The following is a 16,632-nucleotide window of genomic DNA, read 5'->3' as shown; positions in this document are numbered from 1 at the left end:
AGGTCCGTCAGGTCAGGGAATGGGGCTGATCGATCAGCCGTTGAATATCGTCCAGCAGCGGTCGGCTCACCCAGACGCCGGCCTGTCGGCTGCGCTGGCGGGCCGCGAAGCAGCGCAGCGAGTGCACGCACACCAGCACGCGGTAAAAGCCGTGGGAATGGCACTCATCGCGCTGCCCCCGGGTGATGGTGTCAGCGATGGCGCGGGCATGATCCTGGCTCATGCCGTTGACGGTCAGGGCACGCAACGCGAGCGCGTACACCTGATCGAGGCTGAGATTGACGAGATCAGTCATGGTCGTACTCCTTCCGGTCAATGCCGACTAGGCGCGGCCCGGCACCAGCGTCGGAACTGGCGCGGCATCCGCCTCATCACCGTCCTCGCTTTCGTCCTCGCCGCTCAGGCGAATCAGCTCGGCCGGTACACCGGTGGCTGCGCCCCAGTGGTAAATGCCCAGGGCACAGAGCGCCACGCTGAGGGTGTCATAGGGATGACCGAGCACTCCCAGCCCGCCAAAGCTGCCCAACCAGGAAAGCAGCAGCGTCACGGCGTAAAAGCCGATCAGCCAGGCGGACGAGCGCACCTGCTGGGCAAGACTCAGGTGCTCGGTCGGCACGAAGCGGCGGCACAGCAGGTAGATCACGAACATCACAATCTGCAGACTCAACAGCCAGGACACGGTGCCCCAGCCGGACCAGTAGACGATCAGCGCGGCAATCACGAAGGACAGCGGCCCCATTACCGCCAGGCCACGCACACGAAACGGGCGCGGCATATCCGGCGCATTGCGGCGCAGCGCAGCCACCGTGACCGGGGCTACCGCATAACTCAGTACCAGCGCGGCGGACACCACATTGATCAGCGCTTCCCAGGAGGGGAATGGCAGGGTCCAGAACACCGACAGAGCGAAGGTCAGCCACAGTGCCGGACGCGGAATGCCAGAGGCTTCGTCGATGCGAGTGAATATGCGGAAAAAAGTGCCGGTCTGCGCCCAGCCATAGATCACTCGCGGCGTCGCATTCATGTAGATGTTGCCGCAGCCACTGGGCGAAACCACGGCATCGGCGACCACCAGATAGGCTAGCCAGCCCACCCCGAGTACCAGCGCGATGTCGCGGTATGGCAGGGCGAATTCTTTGGAGATACCGGCCCAGCCGTTGGCCAGCATTTCGGTCGGCACGGCCCCCAGGAACGCAACCTGCAGCAGAACATAGATAGCCGTGGAGAGCAGCACCGAGAGGATCAGCGCAATGGGGATGGTGCGCTGCGGATTCTTGACCTCGCTGGCCACCGAGATGATCGGCGTCAGCCCCAGGTAGGCGAAGATGATGCCGCCGGCCGACACCGCCATCTCGATGCCCGACAACCCGAACGGCGCGAAGCCCTGCACCTGGAAGTTCTCGGGCTTGAAGAAGGTGAAGAGCACACCAATGACCAGCAGTGGCACGATGAACTTGAATACGCTGACCAGGTTGTTGGCGCGGGCGAAGGTTTTCACGCTGCGGTAGTTGAGCCAGAAGAACAGGCACAGCAATGCAAATTGCAGCAGCCAGCCGAGCAGCGTCGGATTGCTGGTGCCCGACTGGGTCAGGCTGGGAAACCAGGCCGCTGCGTACTGACGTGCGGCCACTACCTCGATCGCCACCAGGCTGGAAAAGGCGATCAGCGTGATGAATCCCATCAGGTAGCCCAGCAGTGGACCATGGGAAAACACCGGGTAGCGCACCACTCCACCGGCACGTGGCAGCGCCGCGCCCAGCTCGCAATAGATGATGCCCAGCAGCAGCACTGCAAAGCCGCCGAGAAACCAGGAGATGATGCCTGCCGGACCGGCAATGGCGGATACGTGGCTGGCAGCGAACAGCCAGCCGGAACCGAAGATGGCCCCCAGGCCAATGAAGGTGAGGTCCGTCAGAGACAGTTGTTTCTTGAACTTTCCAGACATGGTGCCGCCCTCTTGTATGTTTTGGATGGGCTGGAGAGAGTCTGCTGCAGTGTCTTGATTCGGAGACGATTCAGGCACCCGCCAGGAGCCGGGCCAAAGACCTCCCGATATCTGCAGCGGCCATAGATTGGCCCGGCAAAGCGTGCCTGGGCTTGATACTTTTCCTCGGCCACCATGACGAAATCGGCACAAAGCGCCCATCCCGCGCGATGTCGCCGAGTGCCTATCGACAGCAGACATGGCCGTGGGGCAACCTGCCGGACGGTCATCAACAGGCCTACCGCTGGAGAAAGGAAAATGTCGCGAAACGCGCTCGGTGCCCTGTTCGCGGAGAGCGAGCAGACGCGTCCGAAGAACATGGAAGAGTTACTGGGCAGCGCCAGGTTGCTGCTGCCCATGCTGGATGCAATCCCCAATGCGGTGATCTTCATCAAGGACACCCAGGCACGCTACCTGCTGGCCAACCGCACCCTGGTTCAACGCTGCGGGCTGAAGGACCTGCGCCCCCTGCTGGGCAAGACCAGTGCCGAGGTCTTTCCCGCCCAGCTAGGCCCCGGCTACACCGAGCAGGACCGCAGTGTTCTACAACAAGGTCAGATGCTGGAGGACCAGCTGGAGCTGCATCTCTACGGCAGCCGCGAACCTGGCTGGTGCCTGACGCACAAGCGCCCGCTGCATGATCGCAGCGGACGCATCATCGGGCTGGTGGGCATCTCCGTGGACCTGCAGTCGGCCAGTGCCAGCCATCCTGCCTACGAGCGCCTGGCCGCCGTGGACGAACATATTCGCCAGCATTTCCATGAAACCATCACCCTGGAGACGTTGACTCATATCGCCGGCCTGTCCGTCGCCCAGTTGGAGCGCTACTGCAAACGGGTCTTCCATCTCACACCCCGACAGATGATCAGCAAGGCCCGACTTGAGCATGCCCATGGTCTGCTGCTGACCGATCTGCCCATCACCGATATCGCCCTGCAATGCGGCTACACCGACCACAGCGCCTTCAGCCGAAAGTTCAAGCAACTCACCGGCTTTACCCCGCAGCAGTACCGGCAGGCAATGGGTAGACACGCATAAAAGCCACTCGCCACTTCGGGGCCACACTGACTTGCATCAGGCGAACAGTTGCATGCAGCCAGTTTGTAACGCAGCACTACCGTGCCTCAGGGCTTTATCGCATCAAGTGCTAACGCCATGGCGCAGCGTCCAGCAAACGCTGGCAGCGCAGTTGCACGAATTCGCGTAACAGATGCACCGACTTGCTCAGCTGAGCACGGTGCGCACAGACCAGATACAAAGGCGTCGGCTCGCCCAGCCAGTTCGGCAGCAGCACCTGCAGGCGTCCTTCGCGAACGTCTTCGGCGACATCCAGCCAGGACTTGTACACCACACCCCGCCCGGCCACGGCCCAGCGTCGAGTGACATCGGCATCGTCGCAGACTCGATCACCCGCGACGTTCATCAGCACTTCGCGCTTGCCATCCTGAAAGCGCCAGCGATCATACGCACGGCCATGCAGCATATAGAGCAGGCAGTTGTGCTGATGCAGCTCCTCCACGCTCTGCGGCGAACCGTGCCGGGCGAGATAGGAAGGTGAAGCGCAGAGCACCCGACGATTGTCAGCTGCCACCGGCAGTGCCACCAGGCTTGAATCCTCCGGTGCGCCGTAGCGCAAGGCGATATCCACCGGCTCACGAAACAGGTCGGTCACCCGGTCTGCCAGCAGCAGGCGCAGTTGCAGTTGCGGATGCTCGCCCTGAAACTCGTCGAGCCAGGGCAACAGCGTGTTACGCCCCAGATCCGAGGGCGCAGAAAGCTGCAATACGCCGCAAATACCCTCCTGACTGCCGACCAGTTGCTGACGTCCCTCCTCCAAGCTCTGCAACGCCAGCCGGGCATGCACCAGATACAGCTCGCCCTCGGGCGTCAGGCGCAGACTGCGCGTCGAACGCGCCAGCAGGCGCACCTGCAGTTGCTGCTCCAGACGTTTGAGGGCGGCGCTGGCGACCGCTGGCGATACATCCAGCTGCCGCGCCGCAGCGGACAGGCTGCCGGTTTCGGCGGTACGCACGAAGAGTTGCAGATCGTCGAAACGCAGCATGGCCGCTCACTTTCAAAATATTGATGAAAGAGACTCTATTACCCGCCGCTTTTTCTTGCCACACAAATAAACGAGCATGACTCCAGTACCCCACCGGAGCCAGCCATGACCACTGCTCTCACACTGATCGCCACCATCAAGGCCCTGCCAGGTCATGCCGAGGCAGTGGCCGCAGGCCTTCAACGCCTGGTCACGGCCACCTGCGCAGAGCCCGGCTGTCTGCAGTACGCGCTGCACCGCAACAAGTTGGACCCGCACCAGTTCGTGATGATCGAACAATGGCGCGACGCCGAGGCATTGGACCAGCATCGCGCAGCGCCCCATTTCCTATATTTCACCAACGCATTCGGCGAGCGGCTTGCGGGCATCGATCTGCTCCCGCTGCAACCCCTTACCTGATACCTCACAGAGGACCATTTCCATGAAAGCCGTCGCTTACTACCAATCCCTGCCTGCCGACCATCCCGAAGCACTGCAGGACATACAGCTGGCCGACCCTACTCCGGGCCCGCACGATCTGCTGGTCGAGGTTCGGGCCATCTCGGTCAACCCGGTCGATACCAAGATCCGCCTCGGCGTCAAACCGGAGAACGGCGCCGCCAAAGTGCTGGGCTGGGATGCGACCGGTATCGTCAAGGCCGTGGGCAGCGAAGTCAGCCTGTTCCAGCCCGGCGACCGGGTGTTCTACGCCGGTGCCATCGACCGTGCCGGTGCCAACAGCGAACTGCACCTGGTCGATGAACGCATCGTTGGCCATATGCCCAACAGCCTGTCATTCGCCGAAGCTGCGGCCCTGCCACTGACTGCCATCACCGCCTGGGAACTGCTGTTCGAGCGCCTGCAGGTTGCCGAGGGTTCGGCCGATCAAGGCCAGAGCCTGCTGATCGTTGGCGCCGCCGGCGGTGTTGGTTCGATCCTCACCCAACTGGCACGCCACCTGACCGGCCTGACCGTGATCGGCACTGCCTCGCGCCCGGAAACCCAGGCCTGGGTCCGTGAGCTGGGCGCACATCATGTGATCGATCACAGCAAGCCGCTGAGCGAGGAACTGGCGCGCATTGGCATCGGCCAGGTCACCCATGTCGCCAGCCTGACCCAAACCGACCAGCACTACGCACAACTGGTCGAATCCCTGGAGCCTCAGGGGCGCCTGGCGCTGATCGACGACCCACTGCAACCACTGGACGTGATGCAACTCAAGCGCAAGAGCCTGTCACTGCATTGGGAGTTGATGTTCACCCGCTCTCTGTACCAAACCGAAGACATGATCGAGCAGCATCGTCTGCTGGAACGAGTATCCGATCTGGTCGACAGCGGCGTGATCAAGACCACCCTCGGTGAGCATTTCGGCACCATCAATGCAGCCAACCTGCGCCGCGCTCATGCGTTGCTGGAGAGCGGCAAGGCCAAGGGCAAGATCGTGCTCGAAGGGTTCTGAGGCGCGATGCGGGGCTGGGTCGCATGGGGTAGGACAGTGCGGTGAGTCGGTGTGGTGGCTGAAACGGAACGCCGCCCGGCCCACAAATCTCAGCCCTGATTGCGATGTCGTAGGGTGCGCTGTGCGCACCGAAAAAACCGGCTAATACCTGGTGCGCACAGCGCACCCTACCTCCCTGCTTCAGCCCCCTCGCCTGACCCAGCGTTGACTTCACGGTACCGCTTATCGCGAAGCGGCGTCACGCTGGTCGGCCATTTGATCCAGATCAGAACAAGGTCATACAAGCGAACTATCCTGATTGTCCCCAACAAGCACTGGCGACTCGTCGCAGCTCAAGGAGGTTGTCAGCATGAAGATTGTCGTCCAACCGCAGAATCAGGGCGGCGAATGCCTGTGGCAGGTCCGTCTGGATCAGCATTGCGTGAGTTTTCGCAGCGAAGAGGAAGCCCGCCAGTTCGTCGTCAGGCTGGAAGCCCGCGTGCGCGCGCCACACAACCTGCCCGACTGGCCCGCGCAACTCAAGGCAGGCTGAGTAACTGCAAGGCCGTAGGGTGCGCTGTGCGCACCGAAAACCCGGGCTAACCCCTGGTGCGAGCAGCGCACCCTACCTCTCGTCAGGCAGCTGACTGACCGTCATCAGGCGCAACGCCGGACTGCACAGCATGTCCAACGCGGTGTCGACCAGCGCGGGCGCCTGCTGCGCCAGGTCGAAGTTGGGCACCAGCAACCAGTTCGACTCGATGCCTTCCATATAGGCATGCAGACAGACAGCTGCGCGCGCGCAGTCCAGATCGCTCGGCAGCTGGCCCTTGTTGACCGCGTTGCTCAGCGCCTTGGCGATACGTTGATCGCACTCCAGGCTCAGCGCCTGCATGCGCTCGCGCAGGCCGAGCAGCTCACCGGTGTATTCGCATTTGTAACGCAGGATGTCATGGGTGCGGTGGGTCTGCGGCTCGCAAGCCAGGCGCGTCAGGGCCTTGACCAGCAATTCACGCATGCAGCCCAGTGGGTCCGGCTCGTCCTCGCTCTCGCTGGCACGCGCCAGTTCCTCGAGCGGCAGGCGCAGACGTTCGAGCATCGCCTGAAACAGATCGATCTTGTTCTCGAAATGCCAATAAATAGCGCCGCGGCTGACGCCGGCTTCTTTCGCCACTTCCGCCAGAGAGGCACGGGAAACGCCCTGGGCATGGAACACCCGCTCGGCGGCATCGAGTATCTGCACCCGCGTCGCCTGCGCTTCCTCTTTGGTTCTTCTGGCCATCTGTCACCTACTGTCGCTTTGCCGTAACCCTTCGGTAAGGAAGGACGGGCGAGAGTATGCAGGCAGCTTTAGGCATTTACAAACATTCACGTACGTAAGTATATTCCTCCATCGATTTTTTCCCCTGCCTTCGTCCCCTTCGCCCCTTGGGCCATGATTCGATAAAAACGAGGTTCTCAGATGCACTCGAAGCCAGCCTTCGCTGTCTTGGTTTCCGCCATCGCCGTGGCAATGCTCAGTCTCACCGGCTGCCAGGAATCCAGCGCCCCACAGACCCAGCAAACCCCGCAAGTCGGCGTGGTAACGCTCGAAGCCAAACCCTTTGCACTGACCAGTGAAGTGCCGGGGCGCACCAGCGCCTATCGCATCGCCGAGGTGCGCCCACAGGTCAACGGCATCATTCAGAAGCGTCTGTTCACCGAAGGAAGCGAGGTCAAGGCGGGCCAGCAGTTGTACCAGATCGACCCGGCCACCTACCAAGCCACGTTCAAGAGCGCCCAAGCCACGCAGCTTTCCGCCAAGTCCCTGGCTGATCGCTACAAGCTGCTGGTTGCCGACAAGGCCGTCAGCCAGCAGGCCTATGACGAAGCCCGCGCCGCCGCCCTGCAGGCTGACGCCGCACTGGAGCAGGCGCGCATCGACCTGCGCTACACCAAGGTGATGGCGCCGATCAGCGGTCGCATCGGCCGCTCTGCGGTAACCGAAGGTGCGCTGGTCAGCAATGGCCAGGCGGGCGCCATGGCCACCATCCAGCAGCTCGATCCGATCTACGTCGACGTCACCCAATCGAGCAAGGAACTGCTGCGTCTGCGCCGTGACCTGGCCGATGGTCGCCTGCAGAAAGCCAGCGACAGCGCCGCCAAGGTCGCGCTGAAACTGGAGGACGGCAGCCGTTACGCCCATGAAGGCACCCTGGAATTCTCCGAAGTGGCAGTGGACGAAAGCACCGGCTCGGTGACCCTGCGCGCCGTGTTCCCCAACCCGGACCACCTGCTGCTGCCGGGCATGTTCGTGCATGCCGAGTTGCTCTCCGGGGTCAAGCAGAACGCCATCCTCGCCCCGCAGCAGGGTGTGACGCGCAACCAGCGCGGCGAACCCACGGCAATGGTGGTGGGTGCCGACAACAAGGTTGAACTGCGCGTGCTCAAGGCTGATCGCACCGCCGGCAGTGCCTGGCTGGTAGAGGAAGGCCTGAACGAAGGCGACCGCCTGATCACCGAGGGCCTGCAGTTCGTGCAGCCTGGCGCTGAGGTCAAGGCCGTGCCGGCCGGCAACGTCGAGACCGAACAGCCTGCCCAAGACGCCGAACAAGCCAGCGGCCAGGACTAACGGAGAAGTACTGAATGTCCAGATTCTTTATCGACCGGCCGATCTTCGCCTGGGTGATCGCCCTGGTGATCATGCTGGCGGGTGGCCTGTCCATCCTCAAGCTGCCGATCAACCAGTACCCGAGCATCGCGCCGCCTGCCGTCGCCATCCAGGTCAGCTACCCGGGTGCCTCGGCGCAGACGGTGCAGGACACTGTGGTGCAGGTGATCGAGCAGCAGCTCAACGGTATCGACGGTCTGCGCTATGTCAGCTCGTCGAGCAACTCCGACGGCAGCATGGAGATCATCGTTACCTTCGAACAGGGGGTGAACCCGGATATTGCCCAGGTTCAGGTGCAGAACAAGCTGCAACTGGCCACCCCGCTGCTGCCACAGGAAGTCCAGCAACAGGGCATCCGCGTGACCAAATCGGTGCGCAACTTCCTGATGGTCATCGGCGTGGTGTCGAAAGATGGCAGCATGACCCGTGAAGACCTGTCGGACTACATCGTCTCCAACCTGCAGGACCCGATCTCACGGACCAAGGGCGTCGGCGACTTCCAGGTGTTCGGCGCGCAGTACGCCATGCGCATCTGGCTCGACCCGGCCAAGCTCAACAGCTTCCAGCTGACTCCGGTTGACGTGCGCAGCGCCATCCAGGCGCAGAACGTGCAGATTTCCTCCGGCCAGTTCGGCGGCCTGCCTGCGGCGCCGGGCAATCAGCTAAACGCTACCATCATCGGCAAGACGCGCCTGCAGACCCCGGAAGAGTTCCGCAAGATTCTGCTCAAGGTTCAGCCCGATGGCTCCCAGGTACGCCTGGGTGACATCGCCAAGGTCGAGCTGGGCGGCGAGAACTACGCCATCAACGCGCAGTTCAACGGCCTGCCGGCATCCGGTCTGGCGATTCGCCTGGCCACCGGTGCCAACGCCCTGGATACCGCCAAGGCAGTGCGTGAAACCATCGCCAATCTCGAGCCGTTCTTCCCGGCCGGCATGGAAGTGGTCTTCCCCTACGACACCACGCCGGTGATCTCGGCCTCCATCGAAGGGGTGGTGCACACCCTGTTCGAGGCCATCGTGCTGGTGTTCCTGGTGATGTTCCTGTTCCTGCAGAACCTGCGCGCCACCATCATTCCGACCATGGCGGTGCCGGTGGTACTGCTCGGCACCTTCGGCATACTTGCCGCGTTCGGTTTCTCCATCAATACCCTGACCATGTTCGCCATGGTCCTGGCCATCGGCCTGTTGGTGGACGACGCCATCGTGGTGGTGGAGAACGTCGAACGGGTGATGCGCGAGGATGGGCTATCGCCCAAGGAAGCGACGCGCAAGTCCATGGGGCAGATCCAGGGCGCACTGGTGGGCATTGGCCTGGTGCTCTCGGCAGTATTCTTGCCAATGGCTTTCTTCGGCGGCTCCACCGGGGTGATCTACCGGCAGTTCTCCATCACCATCGTCTCGGCCATGGCTCTGTCGGTGCTGGTGGCGCTGATCTTTACCCCGGCGCTGTGCGCCACCCTGCTCAAGCCCATCGACGGCGATCACCACGAGGCCAAGCGCGGCTTCTTCGGCTGGTTCAACCGTACCTTCGAGCGCGGCAGCAATGCCTATCAGCGTGGCGTAGCGGGCATGATCAAGCGCAAGGCGCCCTACCTGCTGCTGTACCTGGTGATCGTCATCATCATGGCGTGGATGTTCACCCGCATCCCCACCGCCTTCCTACCCGAGGAAGACCAGGGCGTGCTCTTCGCCCAGGTGCAGACGCCGTCCGGCTCCAGTGCCGAGCGCACCCAGGTGGTGGTCGACGAGATGCGCCAGTACCTGCTGGAAGACGAAGCGAGCACGGTCAAGTCGGTGTTCACCGTCACCGGCTTCAACTTCGCCGGCCGTGGTCAGAGTTCCGGTATGGCCTTCATCATGCTCAAGCCCTGGGGCGAACGCCCGGGTGAGGAGAATGGCGTAGCCGCACTGGCGCAACGTGCACAGATGCACTTCTTCAGCTTCCGCGATGCGATGGTGTTCGCCTTCGCCCCGCCGGCGGTCATGGAGATGGGTAACGCCACCGGCTTCAACTTCTTCCTGCAGGATCAGGCGGGTGTTGGCCACCAGGTGATGAACGAGGCACGCGACAAGTTCCTGCAGCTGGCCAACCAGCACCCGGTGCTCGACAGCGTGCGCGCCAACGGCCTGCGCGACGAGGCGCAGTACCAGTTGCTGATCGATGACGAACGCGCCCGCGCCCTCGGTCTGTCGCTGGCGGACATCAACAGCACCCTGTCGATTGCCTGGGGTGCCAGTTACGTCAACGACTTCATCGATCGCGGTCGCGTGAAGAAGGTCTACCTGCAAGGCACATCCGAAGCACGCATGAGCCCGGAAGACCTGAACAAGTGGTACGTGCGCAATGACCAGGGCCGCATGGTGCCGTTCAGTGCCTTCGCCAGCGGCGAATGGACCTACGGTGCGCCGAAGCTGGCGCGCTACAACGGCGTCTCGGCGGTGGAAATCCTCGGTGCACCGGCACCTGGCTACAGCACCGGTGATGCCATGGCCGCCGTCGAGGAAATCGCCTCGCAGCTGCCACAGGGCGTCGGCTACTCCTGGACCGGGTTGTCCTACGAGGAACGCCTGGCAGGCTCGCAGACCACTGCACTGTTCGTGATCTCCGCCATCGTGGTGTTCCTGTGCCTGGCAGCCCTGTACGAGAGCTGGTCGATCCCGTTCGCGGTGATGCTGGTGGTGCCGCTGGGGATCATCGGTGCGCTGCTGTTCACCGAGCTGCGCGGCCTGTCCAACGACGTGTTCTTCAAGGTCGGTCTGCTCACCACCATCGGCCTGTCGGCGCGTAACGCGATTCTCATCGTCGAGTTCGCCAAGGCCCAGTACGAACAGGGCATGACCTTCGCCGAGGCGGCCATCGAAGCCTGCCGCATGCGTTTGCGCCCGATCATCATGACCTCGCTGGCGTTCATCCTTGGCTGTCTGCCACTGGCCATCGCCAGTGGTGCCGGCGCAGGCAGCAAGCACGCCATCGGCACCGGGGTGATCGGCGGCATGCTCAGCGCGATGATCCTGGCGATCTTCTGGATTCCGCTGTTCTACGTAGTGGTCTGCTCGATTTTCGAGAAGAAGCGCCCCGAGCCGACCCGTGAAAACGAGAAGGAGGTACTGCAATGAGGCAGTCCCTGTTGTCCCTGGCCGTGGCCGCCGCTCTGCTCAGCGGCTGCAGCCTGATTCCCGACTATGAGCGCCCGGACGCTCCGGTGGCCGCCGACTGGCCGCAAGGCGAAGCCTATGGCAGCGCCGCCAGCGAAGGCAGCCGTGCAGCGGCCGACCTGCAATGGCGCGAGTTCTTCCGCGACCCGGCGCTGCAGCAACTGGTGCAGGTGGCACTGGAAAACAACCGCGACCTGCGCGTTGCTGCGCTGAACGTCGAAGCCTATCGCGCGCTGTACCGCATCCAGCGTGCCGACCTGCTGCCTTCGGTTTCCGCCGACGGCGCCGGCACTCGCCAGCGCCTGCCCGCTGACCTGAGCCAGACCGGCGAAGCCCGTACCAGCGGTCAGTACAGCGCGACCCTGGGCGTCAACGCCTGGGAGCTGGACTTCTTCGGCCGTATCCGCAGCCTCAGCGAGCAGGCCCTGCAGCAGTACCTGGCCACCGAACAGGCCGCGCGCAGCACGCAGATCAGCCTGGTCGCCAGCGTCGCCAACGCCTACCTGCAATGGCAGGCGGATCAGGCGCTGCTGCAACTGACCCAGGACACCCTGAAGACCTTCGAGGAGAGCTACCAGCTGACCCAGCGCAGCTTCGACGTCGGTGTCGCCGATGCCCTGGCCCTGAGCCAGGCACGCAGCTCGGTGGACAGCGCCCGCGTCAGCCTGGCGCAGTACCAGCGCCTGGTCGCTCAGGATCGCAACGCCCTGACTCAACTGCTCGGCACCGGCCTGCCGGCCAACCTGCCGCAAGGTCTGGCATTGAACGCCGAACTGCTGGAGCAGGTACCGGCCGGCCTGCCCGCCGACCTGCTGCAGCGTCGCCCCGACCTGCTGCAGGCCGAGTACCAGCTCAAGGCCGCCGATGCCAATATCGGCGCGGCGCGTGCGGCGTTCTTCCCCAGCATCAGCCTGACCGCCAATGCCGGTACCGCCAGCAGCCAGTTGTCCGGCCTGTTTGATGGCGGCTCGGGCACCTGGCTGTTCCAGCCGCAAATCAGCCTGCCGATCTTCAACGCTGGACGTCTGCGCGCCAACCTCGACTATGCCGAACTGCAGAGCGATATCCGCGTCGCCGAGTACGAGAAAGCCATTCAGGTGGCTTTCCAGGAAGTCGCTGACCGCCTCGCTGCACGTACCACCTATCGCCAGCAACTGGACGCCCAGCGTGCCCTGCTGGAAACCACCGAGACCTATTACGACCTGGCCGAACGCCGCTACCGCACCGGCGTGGACAGCTACCTGACCCTGCTCGACGCCCAGCGTCAGCTGTTCAGCGTGCGCCAGCAACTGATCGCCGACCGCCTGGCCCAGCTCAGCAGCGAAGTGGAGTTGTACAAGGCCCTGGGTGGTGGCTGGAGCAATACGGGGAGCGACACCCCACAAGGTTGACCGCGCGTAACCCGCTTCAAGGACGACCTTATCCAACGCGCCGCCCCCGCAGTCTTTGCGGGGGCGTTTTTTTTACGAGTCCTGACGGGACTGGGCTGCATAACCTAGCCCGGATGAAATCCGGGGGCCGTTGGCGCTGCCTGGGTGTCGGCGCGGCATGGACAGCATGGCGCTGTCTGCGCTCAGCTCAGCTCGGCCAGCAACTGCGCGCAGTCCTGGGCATGCAACTCGGTCAGCTCCGGCCAGGGGTTGTCCGGCATGTTGACCAGCACGCTGCGCGCACCGGCGGCCTGGGCGCACTCCAGGTCGAAGCGGTAGTCGCCGACCATTACCAGCTCACGCGGCCTAACACTCCAGCGCTCGGCCAGGTGCAGCAATCCGCCCGGATGGGGTTTGGGTGGAGCTTCATCGCGGCCGAGAACGTCCGCCGTGGCGAAGCAGTCATCCAGGCCGATGGCCTGCAGCGTCAGCAGCGCCAGTTCGTAAGCATTGCGGGTCAGGATGCCGAGCTGGCAGCCACGCTCGCTCAGGGTACGCACCAGCTCGATGGCACCTGGTGCCGGGCGCGAGGCCACCGCCAGCTCGCGTTCATGCTCCAGCAGCCAGGCATGCTTCTGCGCGGCCTCCTCCGCCGGCAGCGCCGCCAGGTGATGGAGAATGTCATCCTCCTGGGGAATGCCCAGCGTCCGCTTGATCGCCGGAAAATCGTGCACCGCCAGGGTCAGGGTGCCGTCCATGTCGAACACCCAGTGACGCGCCTCACGCAGTGTCTTCACTTCCAGTCCTCACGCACGCGGGTCAGGCCTTCCTGGGCGACGGAGGCCACCAGTTCGCCCTGACGGTTGTAAATGCTGGCGCGGGAGAAACCACGGGCATTGCCGGCCCAGGGGCTGTCCATGGCGTACAGCAGCCAGTCGTCCATACGCAGGTTGCGGTGGAACCACAGCGAATGGTCAAGGCTGGCCACCTGCATGAACTTCTGGAACACCGACACACCGTGGGGCTGCATCGAGGTGGTCAGCAGGTTGAAGTCACTGGCGTAAGCCAGCAGGTACTTGTGCAGTTGCGGGTCGTCAGGCAGCTCGCCGGCGGCGCGGAACCACACGTACTTGACCGGCTCGCAGGGTTGCGGGGCAAAGGGGTTGATCAGGGTAACCGGGCGAATCTCGATAGGCTTGTCGCTGATCGCACGCTCGCGCATGCGCTCGGGAATCATCGGCGCGACCATGCGCGCCAGCTCGGTTTCCGACTTCAGGTCCTCGGGGCCGGGGACGTCCGGCATCTCGCTCTGATGGTGAAACCCCTCTTCGTCATACTGAAACGAGGCACTGCAGAAGAAGATCGGCTTGCCCTTCTGCACCGCCACCACGCGACGGGTGCTGAAGCTGCCGCCATCGCGGGTGCGCTCGACCTGATAAACCACCGGCAGGCTGGCATCGCCCGGGCGCAGGAAGTAGCCGTGCATGGAATGCACGTGGCGCGCCTCCTCGACCGTCTGGCTGGCGGCGGAAATGCATTGGCCAAGCACCTGGCCACCGAACAACTGGCGAAAACCGAGATCCTGGCTGCGGCCACGGAACAGGTTTTCCTCGATCTGTTCCAGGCTCAGCAGCGCGACCAGATCGTCGAGTACCTGGGTCATGGAGTGTCTCCTCGTGCAGGGGTAACAGACCGTTGAAAAACTATCTGCGTTGGCAATACTGCGTTAAAAACGCCCTCAAAATGCTCATTTAGTATACTAAACTGCGCTTTTTCGGCCGTTTTTGCGGGGCCGCCATCGGTATTGTCTTGCCTGCCTCGCCTACGTTTTTTCAACGGTCTGGGAATCGCGGTTGGGAATAGGCCGGCAGGGACGTCAGGCGTTCATCCCATACAGCGCGGCCAAGGGTGAAATGGTAAAGACTTTGCCAACCGCTGTCGGCATCTTCGAGCAATTCCCGCAGAGCGTCGTCGAAATAACAACCGATGCCAGTCCCCGAAAGCCCGGCCGCCTCGGCTTCCAGATAGAGCACCTGACCAATCTGGCCACATTCCCAGTAGAGCCGGGGATAACGCCAATTGCCATTGGCAACAGTGCTCTCCACCCGCGCCAGCATGGCCAGGGCCACACAACCGTCGGCGGCAATGTCCTGACCGCAACTGAGAAAGCCCGCCAGACCACGGGCATCGCCTTCGAGCAAACGGTACAGCGGCAGTTCGTCGTCCACCCGCTGCCATAGATAGTCCTCGCGCAGCGACTGCACGCCGCTGCCCGTGCGATCCAGCCAGTACAGACCGGGCGCAAGGCCCTGCACACGATGAACGAACAGCAGCAGGTCGATCTCGCTCGGCTCACCGGTGACGGCGAACGGCACCGGCGATTGCACCGGCATCAGGCGGCGCAGCCAGGCCAGCAGCAGTGCAGCCTGAATACCGCTGCGGCCGTCCATACTCTGCGCACTGCGCCGGCGATGCAGGATGGGCCTCAAGGGCAGGCCGGGGTTGTCATTGCGAACACCAGCAGCATCTAAGCTCCAGGCGGCGCGAGGACGTGCCGGTGCACGGCATAGCCCATGTATGCGCTGCAGCTCGGGCCAGTGGCGATAATCGCGTGACAGACGATTGGGCACCCCGGCCCGCTCAAGCTGCGCCAGCCCGGTCAGCAGGGGCTCGGGCAGCGCGAACTCCATCGTCTGCGCCGGGCCGATCCACAGCAGACAGTCGCCATGTTCGGCCTCATGAAAGCCCTCATCATCCAGCCCCAGCAGGCCGTCCAGACGCGCTTCGGCCACACCGTGGAGCATGCGCACCTGCCAGCCCTGCACGCTGGCGGCGATGGCCAGCGCCGCCAGGGCATGCCCCAGGTCGTGCTGGCAATAACGATAAGCCCGCTCGCCGTACTTCCAGGCTTCGCGCCAGGCGATACTGCTCAGGCCTAGGAGAAAACCGCCGGGCGGCAGGCTGTTGGCAAGCTGCTGGCCGAGCGGCGCAGGCAGGTCGCAGCGCACCTCCAGCGCATGCAGATCCGGCGCGTAATGTGCCAGCAAACCAGTTTCATCCACGACACCCGGCGGCAGCAACAGGTAGGCCTCGGTCGGGTGCAGGTTGCCAGACGACGGGTTGACCCGCAGCGCCCAGCGGCTGCCGCCGGCCTCCTTCCAGGCGGAAATGGCCAGGCTGTCGTACAGCAGTTGCGAGACGCTGGCGCGATTCAGTGGTGCGGGCGGCGCCTGCGGTCCGGCGAATGCAACATCGTAGGCCGGCCCCTCTTCCAGCGGGCGGTGGTACAGCTCGATCAGCCGAGCCCCCTCGTAACGGCGAAAGGGCGCTGGCTGGGTCGCCCAGTCCAGTTGCCCCGGCCCCGGTGCGAAGCGCTCGGGGGCGTGTTTGCTGAGCTGGTGATAGGCGAGCACGTCCGTCATCGCTGCGCCTCCCACCGCTCGCGGCTTATGCGATAGAGCACGTGCGGTTGCAAGGGATGACCGGACGGCACGCGCGGATGGAGAAAATCGCCGCTCTCGTCGCGCTGCATACCGATGCTGCGCATCACCGCCTGTGACGGCAGATTCGCCGGCACGGTGAAGCTCAGTACCTCGTCCAACCCAAGCTGCTCGAAGGCCACGGCCAGGGCAGCACGCGCCGCCTCGCGGGCATAGCCCTGACGCCAGTGCGCCCGCGCCAGGCGCCAGCCGATTTCCACAGCCGGTACGAACGGCGCATCGAAGCCGACCTGTGCCAGGCCGGTGACGCCGATCAGTTCGCCAGTGTCGCGCCGCTCCAAAGCCCAGAAGCCAAAGCCGTGCTCATCGAAATGCGCACGGATGCGCGCCAGCAGTTGTGCGCTCTGCTCGGCATCCATAGGCGCGGGAAAATGACGCATCACCTCGGCATCGGCATTGAGTGCGACCAGCGCCGACAGATCACTGTCGCGCCAGGTGCGCAGCAGCAGGCGCTCAGTGGAGGTTTCGATCAGGGGCATGGCGATTGTCTC

15 protein-coding genes are annotated in these 16,632 nt (G+C 63.6%); 7 read left to right on the top strand and 8 right to left on the bottom strand.

The genetic code is table 11. The features are described from left to right. Nucleotides 1-7: 7 nt before the first annotated feature. Together INS93_RS24870 and INS93_RS05510 are read right to left on the bottom strand one after the other, a co-directional pair. Entirely contained in the window at nt 8-295 is a 288-nt protein-coding gene (locus tag INS93_RS24870) for a hypothetical protein (protein ID WP_319017536.1), read from the bottom strand. Between the two features lie 27 nt (nt 296-322). Then, on the bottom strand, nt 323-1,945 hold the full coding sequence (locus INS93_RS05510) for an APC family permease (protein WP_192980606.1): 1,623 nt from the start codon (nt 1,943-1,945) through the stop codon (nt 323-325). A 297-nt stretch (nt 1,946-2,242) separates the two neighbouring features. Between INS93_RS05510 and INS93_RS05505 the strand changes: the two genes are divergently transcribed. Next, entirely contained in the window at nt 2,243-3,022 is a 780-nt protein-coding gene (locus INS93_RS05505; protein WP_192980605.1) for an AraC family transcriptional regulator, read from the top strand. Between the two features lie 109 nt (nt 3,023-3,131). Here INS93_RS05505 and INS93_RS05500 read toward each other — a convergent pair whose 3' ends face one another. After that, complete coding sequence (locus tag INS93_RS05500; RefSeq protein WP_192980604.1) at nt 3,132-4,046, bottom strand: LysR family transcriptional regulator; 915 nt, start codon at nt 4,044-4,046, stop codon at nt 3,132-3,134. Between the two features lie 105 nt (nt 4,047-4,151). On the opposite strand from INS93_RS05500, the gene INS93_RS05495 reads away from it, so the two are divergent. The 3 genes from INS93_RS05495 to INS93_RS05485 all read left to right on the top strand — a co-directional run bounded on the left by INS93_RS05495 (nt 4,152) and on the right by INS93_RS05485 (nt 6,016). After that, complete coding sequence (locus INS93_RS05495) at nt 4,152-4,445, top strand: putative quinol monooxygenase (RefSeq protein WP_192980603.1); 294 nt, start codon at nt 4,152-4,154, stop codon at nt 4,443-4,445. A 22-nt stretch (nt 4,446-4,467) separates the two neighbouring features. Beyond that, nucleotides 4,468-5,484, top strand: coding sequence for a zinc-binding alcohol dehydrogenase family protein (locus INS93_RS05490; RefSeq protein ID WP_192980602.1), 1,017 nt, complete (start codon nt 4,468-4,470; stop codon nt 5,482-5,484). 349 nt (nt 5,485-5,833) lie between these two features. Further along, nucleotides 5,834-6,016, top strand: a complete 183-nt coding sequence (locus INS93_RS05485; protein ID WP_192980601.1) for a hypothetical protein — start codon at nt 5,834-5,836, stop codon at nt 6,014-6,016. Between the two features lie 72 nt (nt 6,017-6,088). Here INS93_RS05485 and INS93_RS05480 read toward each other — a convergent pair whose 3' ends face one another. Beyond that, nucleotides 6,089-6,745: a TetR family transcriptional regulator gene (locus INS93_RS05480; RefSeq protein ID WP_160017176.1), complete on the bottom strand. Its 657-nt coding sequence runs from the start codon at nt 6,743-6,745 to the stop codon at nt 6,089-6,091. A gap of 180 nt (nt 6,746-6,925) precedes the next feature. Between INS93_RS05480 and INS93_RS05475 the strand changes: the two genes are divergently transcribed. From INS93_RS05475 to adeC, 3 genes are read left to right on the top strand one after another with little or no spacing between them, the layout of a single operon-like run. After that, nucleotides 6,926-8,074 (top strand): efflux RND transporter periplasmic adaptor subunit, encoded by a 1,149-nt coding sequence (locus INS93_RS05475; RefSeq protein ID WP_192980600.1) that lies wholly within the window; start codon nt 6,926-6,928, stop codon nt 8,072-8,074. A 14-nt stretch (nt 8,075-8,088) separates the two neighbouring features. Beyond that, nucleotides 8,089-11,232, top strand: coding sequence for an efflux RND transporter permease subunit (locus INS93_RS05470; protein WP_192980599.1), 3,144 nt, complete (start codon nt 8,089-8,091; stop codon nt 11,230-11,232). Further along, nucleotides 11,229-12,662 carry an AdeC/AdeK/OprM family multidrug efflux complex outer membrane factor gene (gene adeC, locus INS93_RS05465; protein ID WP_192980598.1) on the top strand — a complete coding sequence of 478 codons (1,434 nt, stop codon included), beginning with the start codon at nt 11,229-11,231 and terminating at the stop codon, nt 12,660-12,662. Before INS93_RS05470 ends, adeC begins: the two co-directional genes overlap by 4 nt. Before the next feature lie 182 nt (nt 12,663-12,844). On the opposite strand, the gene INS93_RS05460 is transcribed toward adeC, so the two are convergent. The 4 genes from INS93_RS05460 to INS93_RS05445 all read right to left on the bottom strand — a co-directional run bounded on the left by INS93_RS05460 (nt 12,845) and on the right by INS93_RS05445 (nt 16,620). After that, nucleotides 12,845-13,438: an HAD family hydrolase gene (locus INS93_RS05460; RefSeq protein ID WP_192980597.1), complete on the bottom strand. Its 594-nt coding sequence runs from the start codon at nt 13,436-13,438 to the stop codon at nt 12,845-12,847. After that, entirely contained in the window at nt 13,435-14,304 is an 870-nt protein-coding gene (tesB, locus tag INS93_RS05455; RefSeq protein ID WP_192980596.1) for an acyl-CoA thioesterase II, read from the bottom strand. Before tesB ends, INS93_RS05460 begins: the two co-directional genes overlap by 4 nt. A 169-nt stretch (nt 14,305-14,473) precedes the next feature. Further along, complete coding sequence (locus tag INS93_RS05450; RefSeq protein WP_192980595.1) at nt 14,474-16,063, bottom strand: SagB/ThcOx family dehydrogenase; 1,590 nt, start codon at nt 16,061-16,063, stop codon at nt 14,474-14,476. Further along, a complete protein-coding gene (locus tag INS93_RS05445; RefSeq protein ID WP_192980594.1) occupies nt 16,060-16,620 on the bottom strand; it encodes a GNAT family N-acetyltransferase in 561 nt (186 codons plus the stop codon). Before INS93_RS05445 ends, INS93_RS05450 begins: the two co-directional genes overlap by 4 nt. Between the last annotated feature and the right edge of the window lie 12 nt (nt 16,621-16,632).

Origin of the sequence: Pseudomonas sp. EggHat1 (genome assembly GCF_014892995.1) — a bacterium.
In the GTDB taxonomy this organism is placed as follows: Bacteria; Pseudomonadota; Gammaproteobacteria; order Pseudomonadales; family Pseudomonadaceae; genus Aquipseudomonas; species Aquipseudomonas chaetocerotis.
The sequence above is the reverse complement of the archived record's forward strand: the minus strand, read 5'-3'. Positions and strand labels throughout refer to the sequence as shown.

Excerpts from the sequence above, each read along its gene's own strand:
- INS93_RS05500 (WP_192980604.1), bottom strand. The coding sequence starts at position 4,046 with ATGCTGCGTTTCGACGATCTGCAACTCTTCGTGCGTACCGCCGAAACC.
- INS93_RS05490 (WP_192980602.1), top strand. The coding sequence starts at position 4,468 with ATGAAAGCCGTCGCTTACTACCAATCCCTGCCTGCCGACCATCCCGAA.
- tesB (WP_192980596.1), bottom strand. The coding sequence starts at position 14,304 with ATGACCCAGGTACTCGACGATCTGGTCGCGCTGCTGAGCCTGGAACAG.
- INS93_RS05505 (WP_192980605.1), top strand. The coding sequence starts at position 2,243 with ATGTCGCGAAACGCGCTCGGTGCCCTGTTCGCGGAGAGCGAGCAGACG.
- INS93_RS05450 (WP_192980595.1), bottom strand. The coding sequence starts at position 16,063 with ATGACGGACGTGCTCGCCTATCACCAGCTCAGCAAACACGCCCCCGAG.
- INS93_RS05470 (WP_192980599.1), top strand. The coding sequence starts at position 8,089 with ATGTCCAGATTCTTTATCGACCGGCCGATCTTCGCCTGGGTGATCGCC.
- INS93_RS24870 (WP_319017536.1), bottom strand. The coding sequence starts at position 295 with ATGACTGATCTCGTCAATCTCAGCCTCGATCAGGTGTACGCGCTCGCG.
- INS93_RS05480 (WP_160017176.1), bottom strand. The coding sequence starts at position 6,745 with ATGGCCAGAAGAACCAAAGAGGAAGCGCAGGCGACGCGGGTGCAGATA.
- INS93_RS05485 (WP_192980601.1), top strand. The coding sequence starts at position 5,834 with ATGAAGATTGTCGTCCAACCGCAGAATCAGGGCGGCGAATGCCTGTGG.
- INS93_RS05510 (WP_192980606.1), bottom strand. The coding sequence starts at position 1,945 with ATGTCTGGAAAGTTCAAGAAACAACTGTCTCTGACGGACCTCACCTTC.
- adeC (WP_192980598.1), top strand. The coding sequence starts at position 11,229 with ATGAGGCAGTCCCTGTTGTCCCTGGCCGTGGCCGCCGCTCTGCTCAGC.
- INS93_RS05495 (WP_192980603.1), top strand. The coding sequence starts at position 4,152 with ATGACCACTGCTCTCACACTGATCGCCACCATCAAGGCCCTGCCAGGT.
- INS93_RS05445 (WP_192980594.1), bottom strand. The coding sequence starts at position 16,620 with ATGCCCCTGATCGAAACCTCCACTGAGCGCCTGCTGCTGCGCACCTGG.
- INS93_RS05475 (WP_192980600.1), top strand. The coding sequence starts at position 6,926 with ATGCACTCGAAGCCAGCCTTCGCTGTCTTGGTTTCCGCCATCGCCGTG.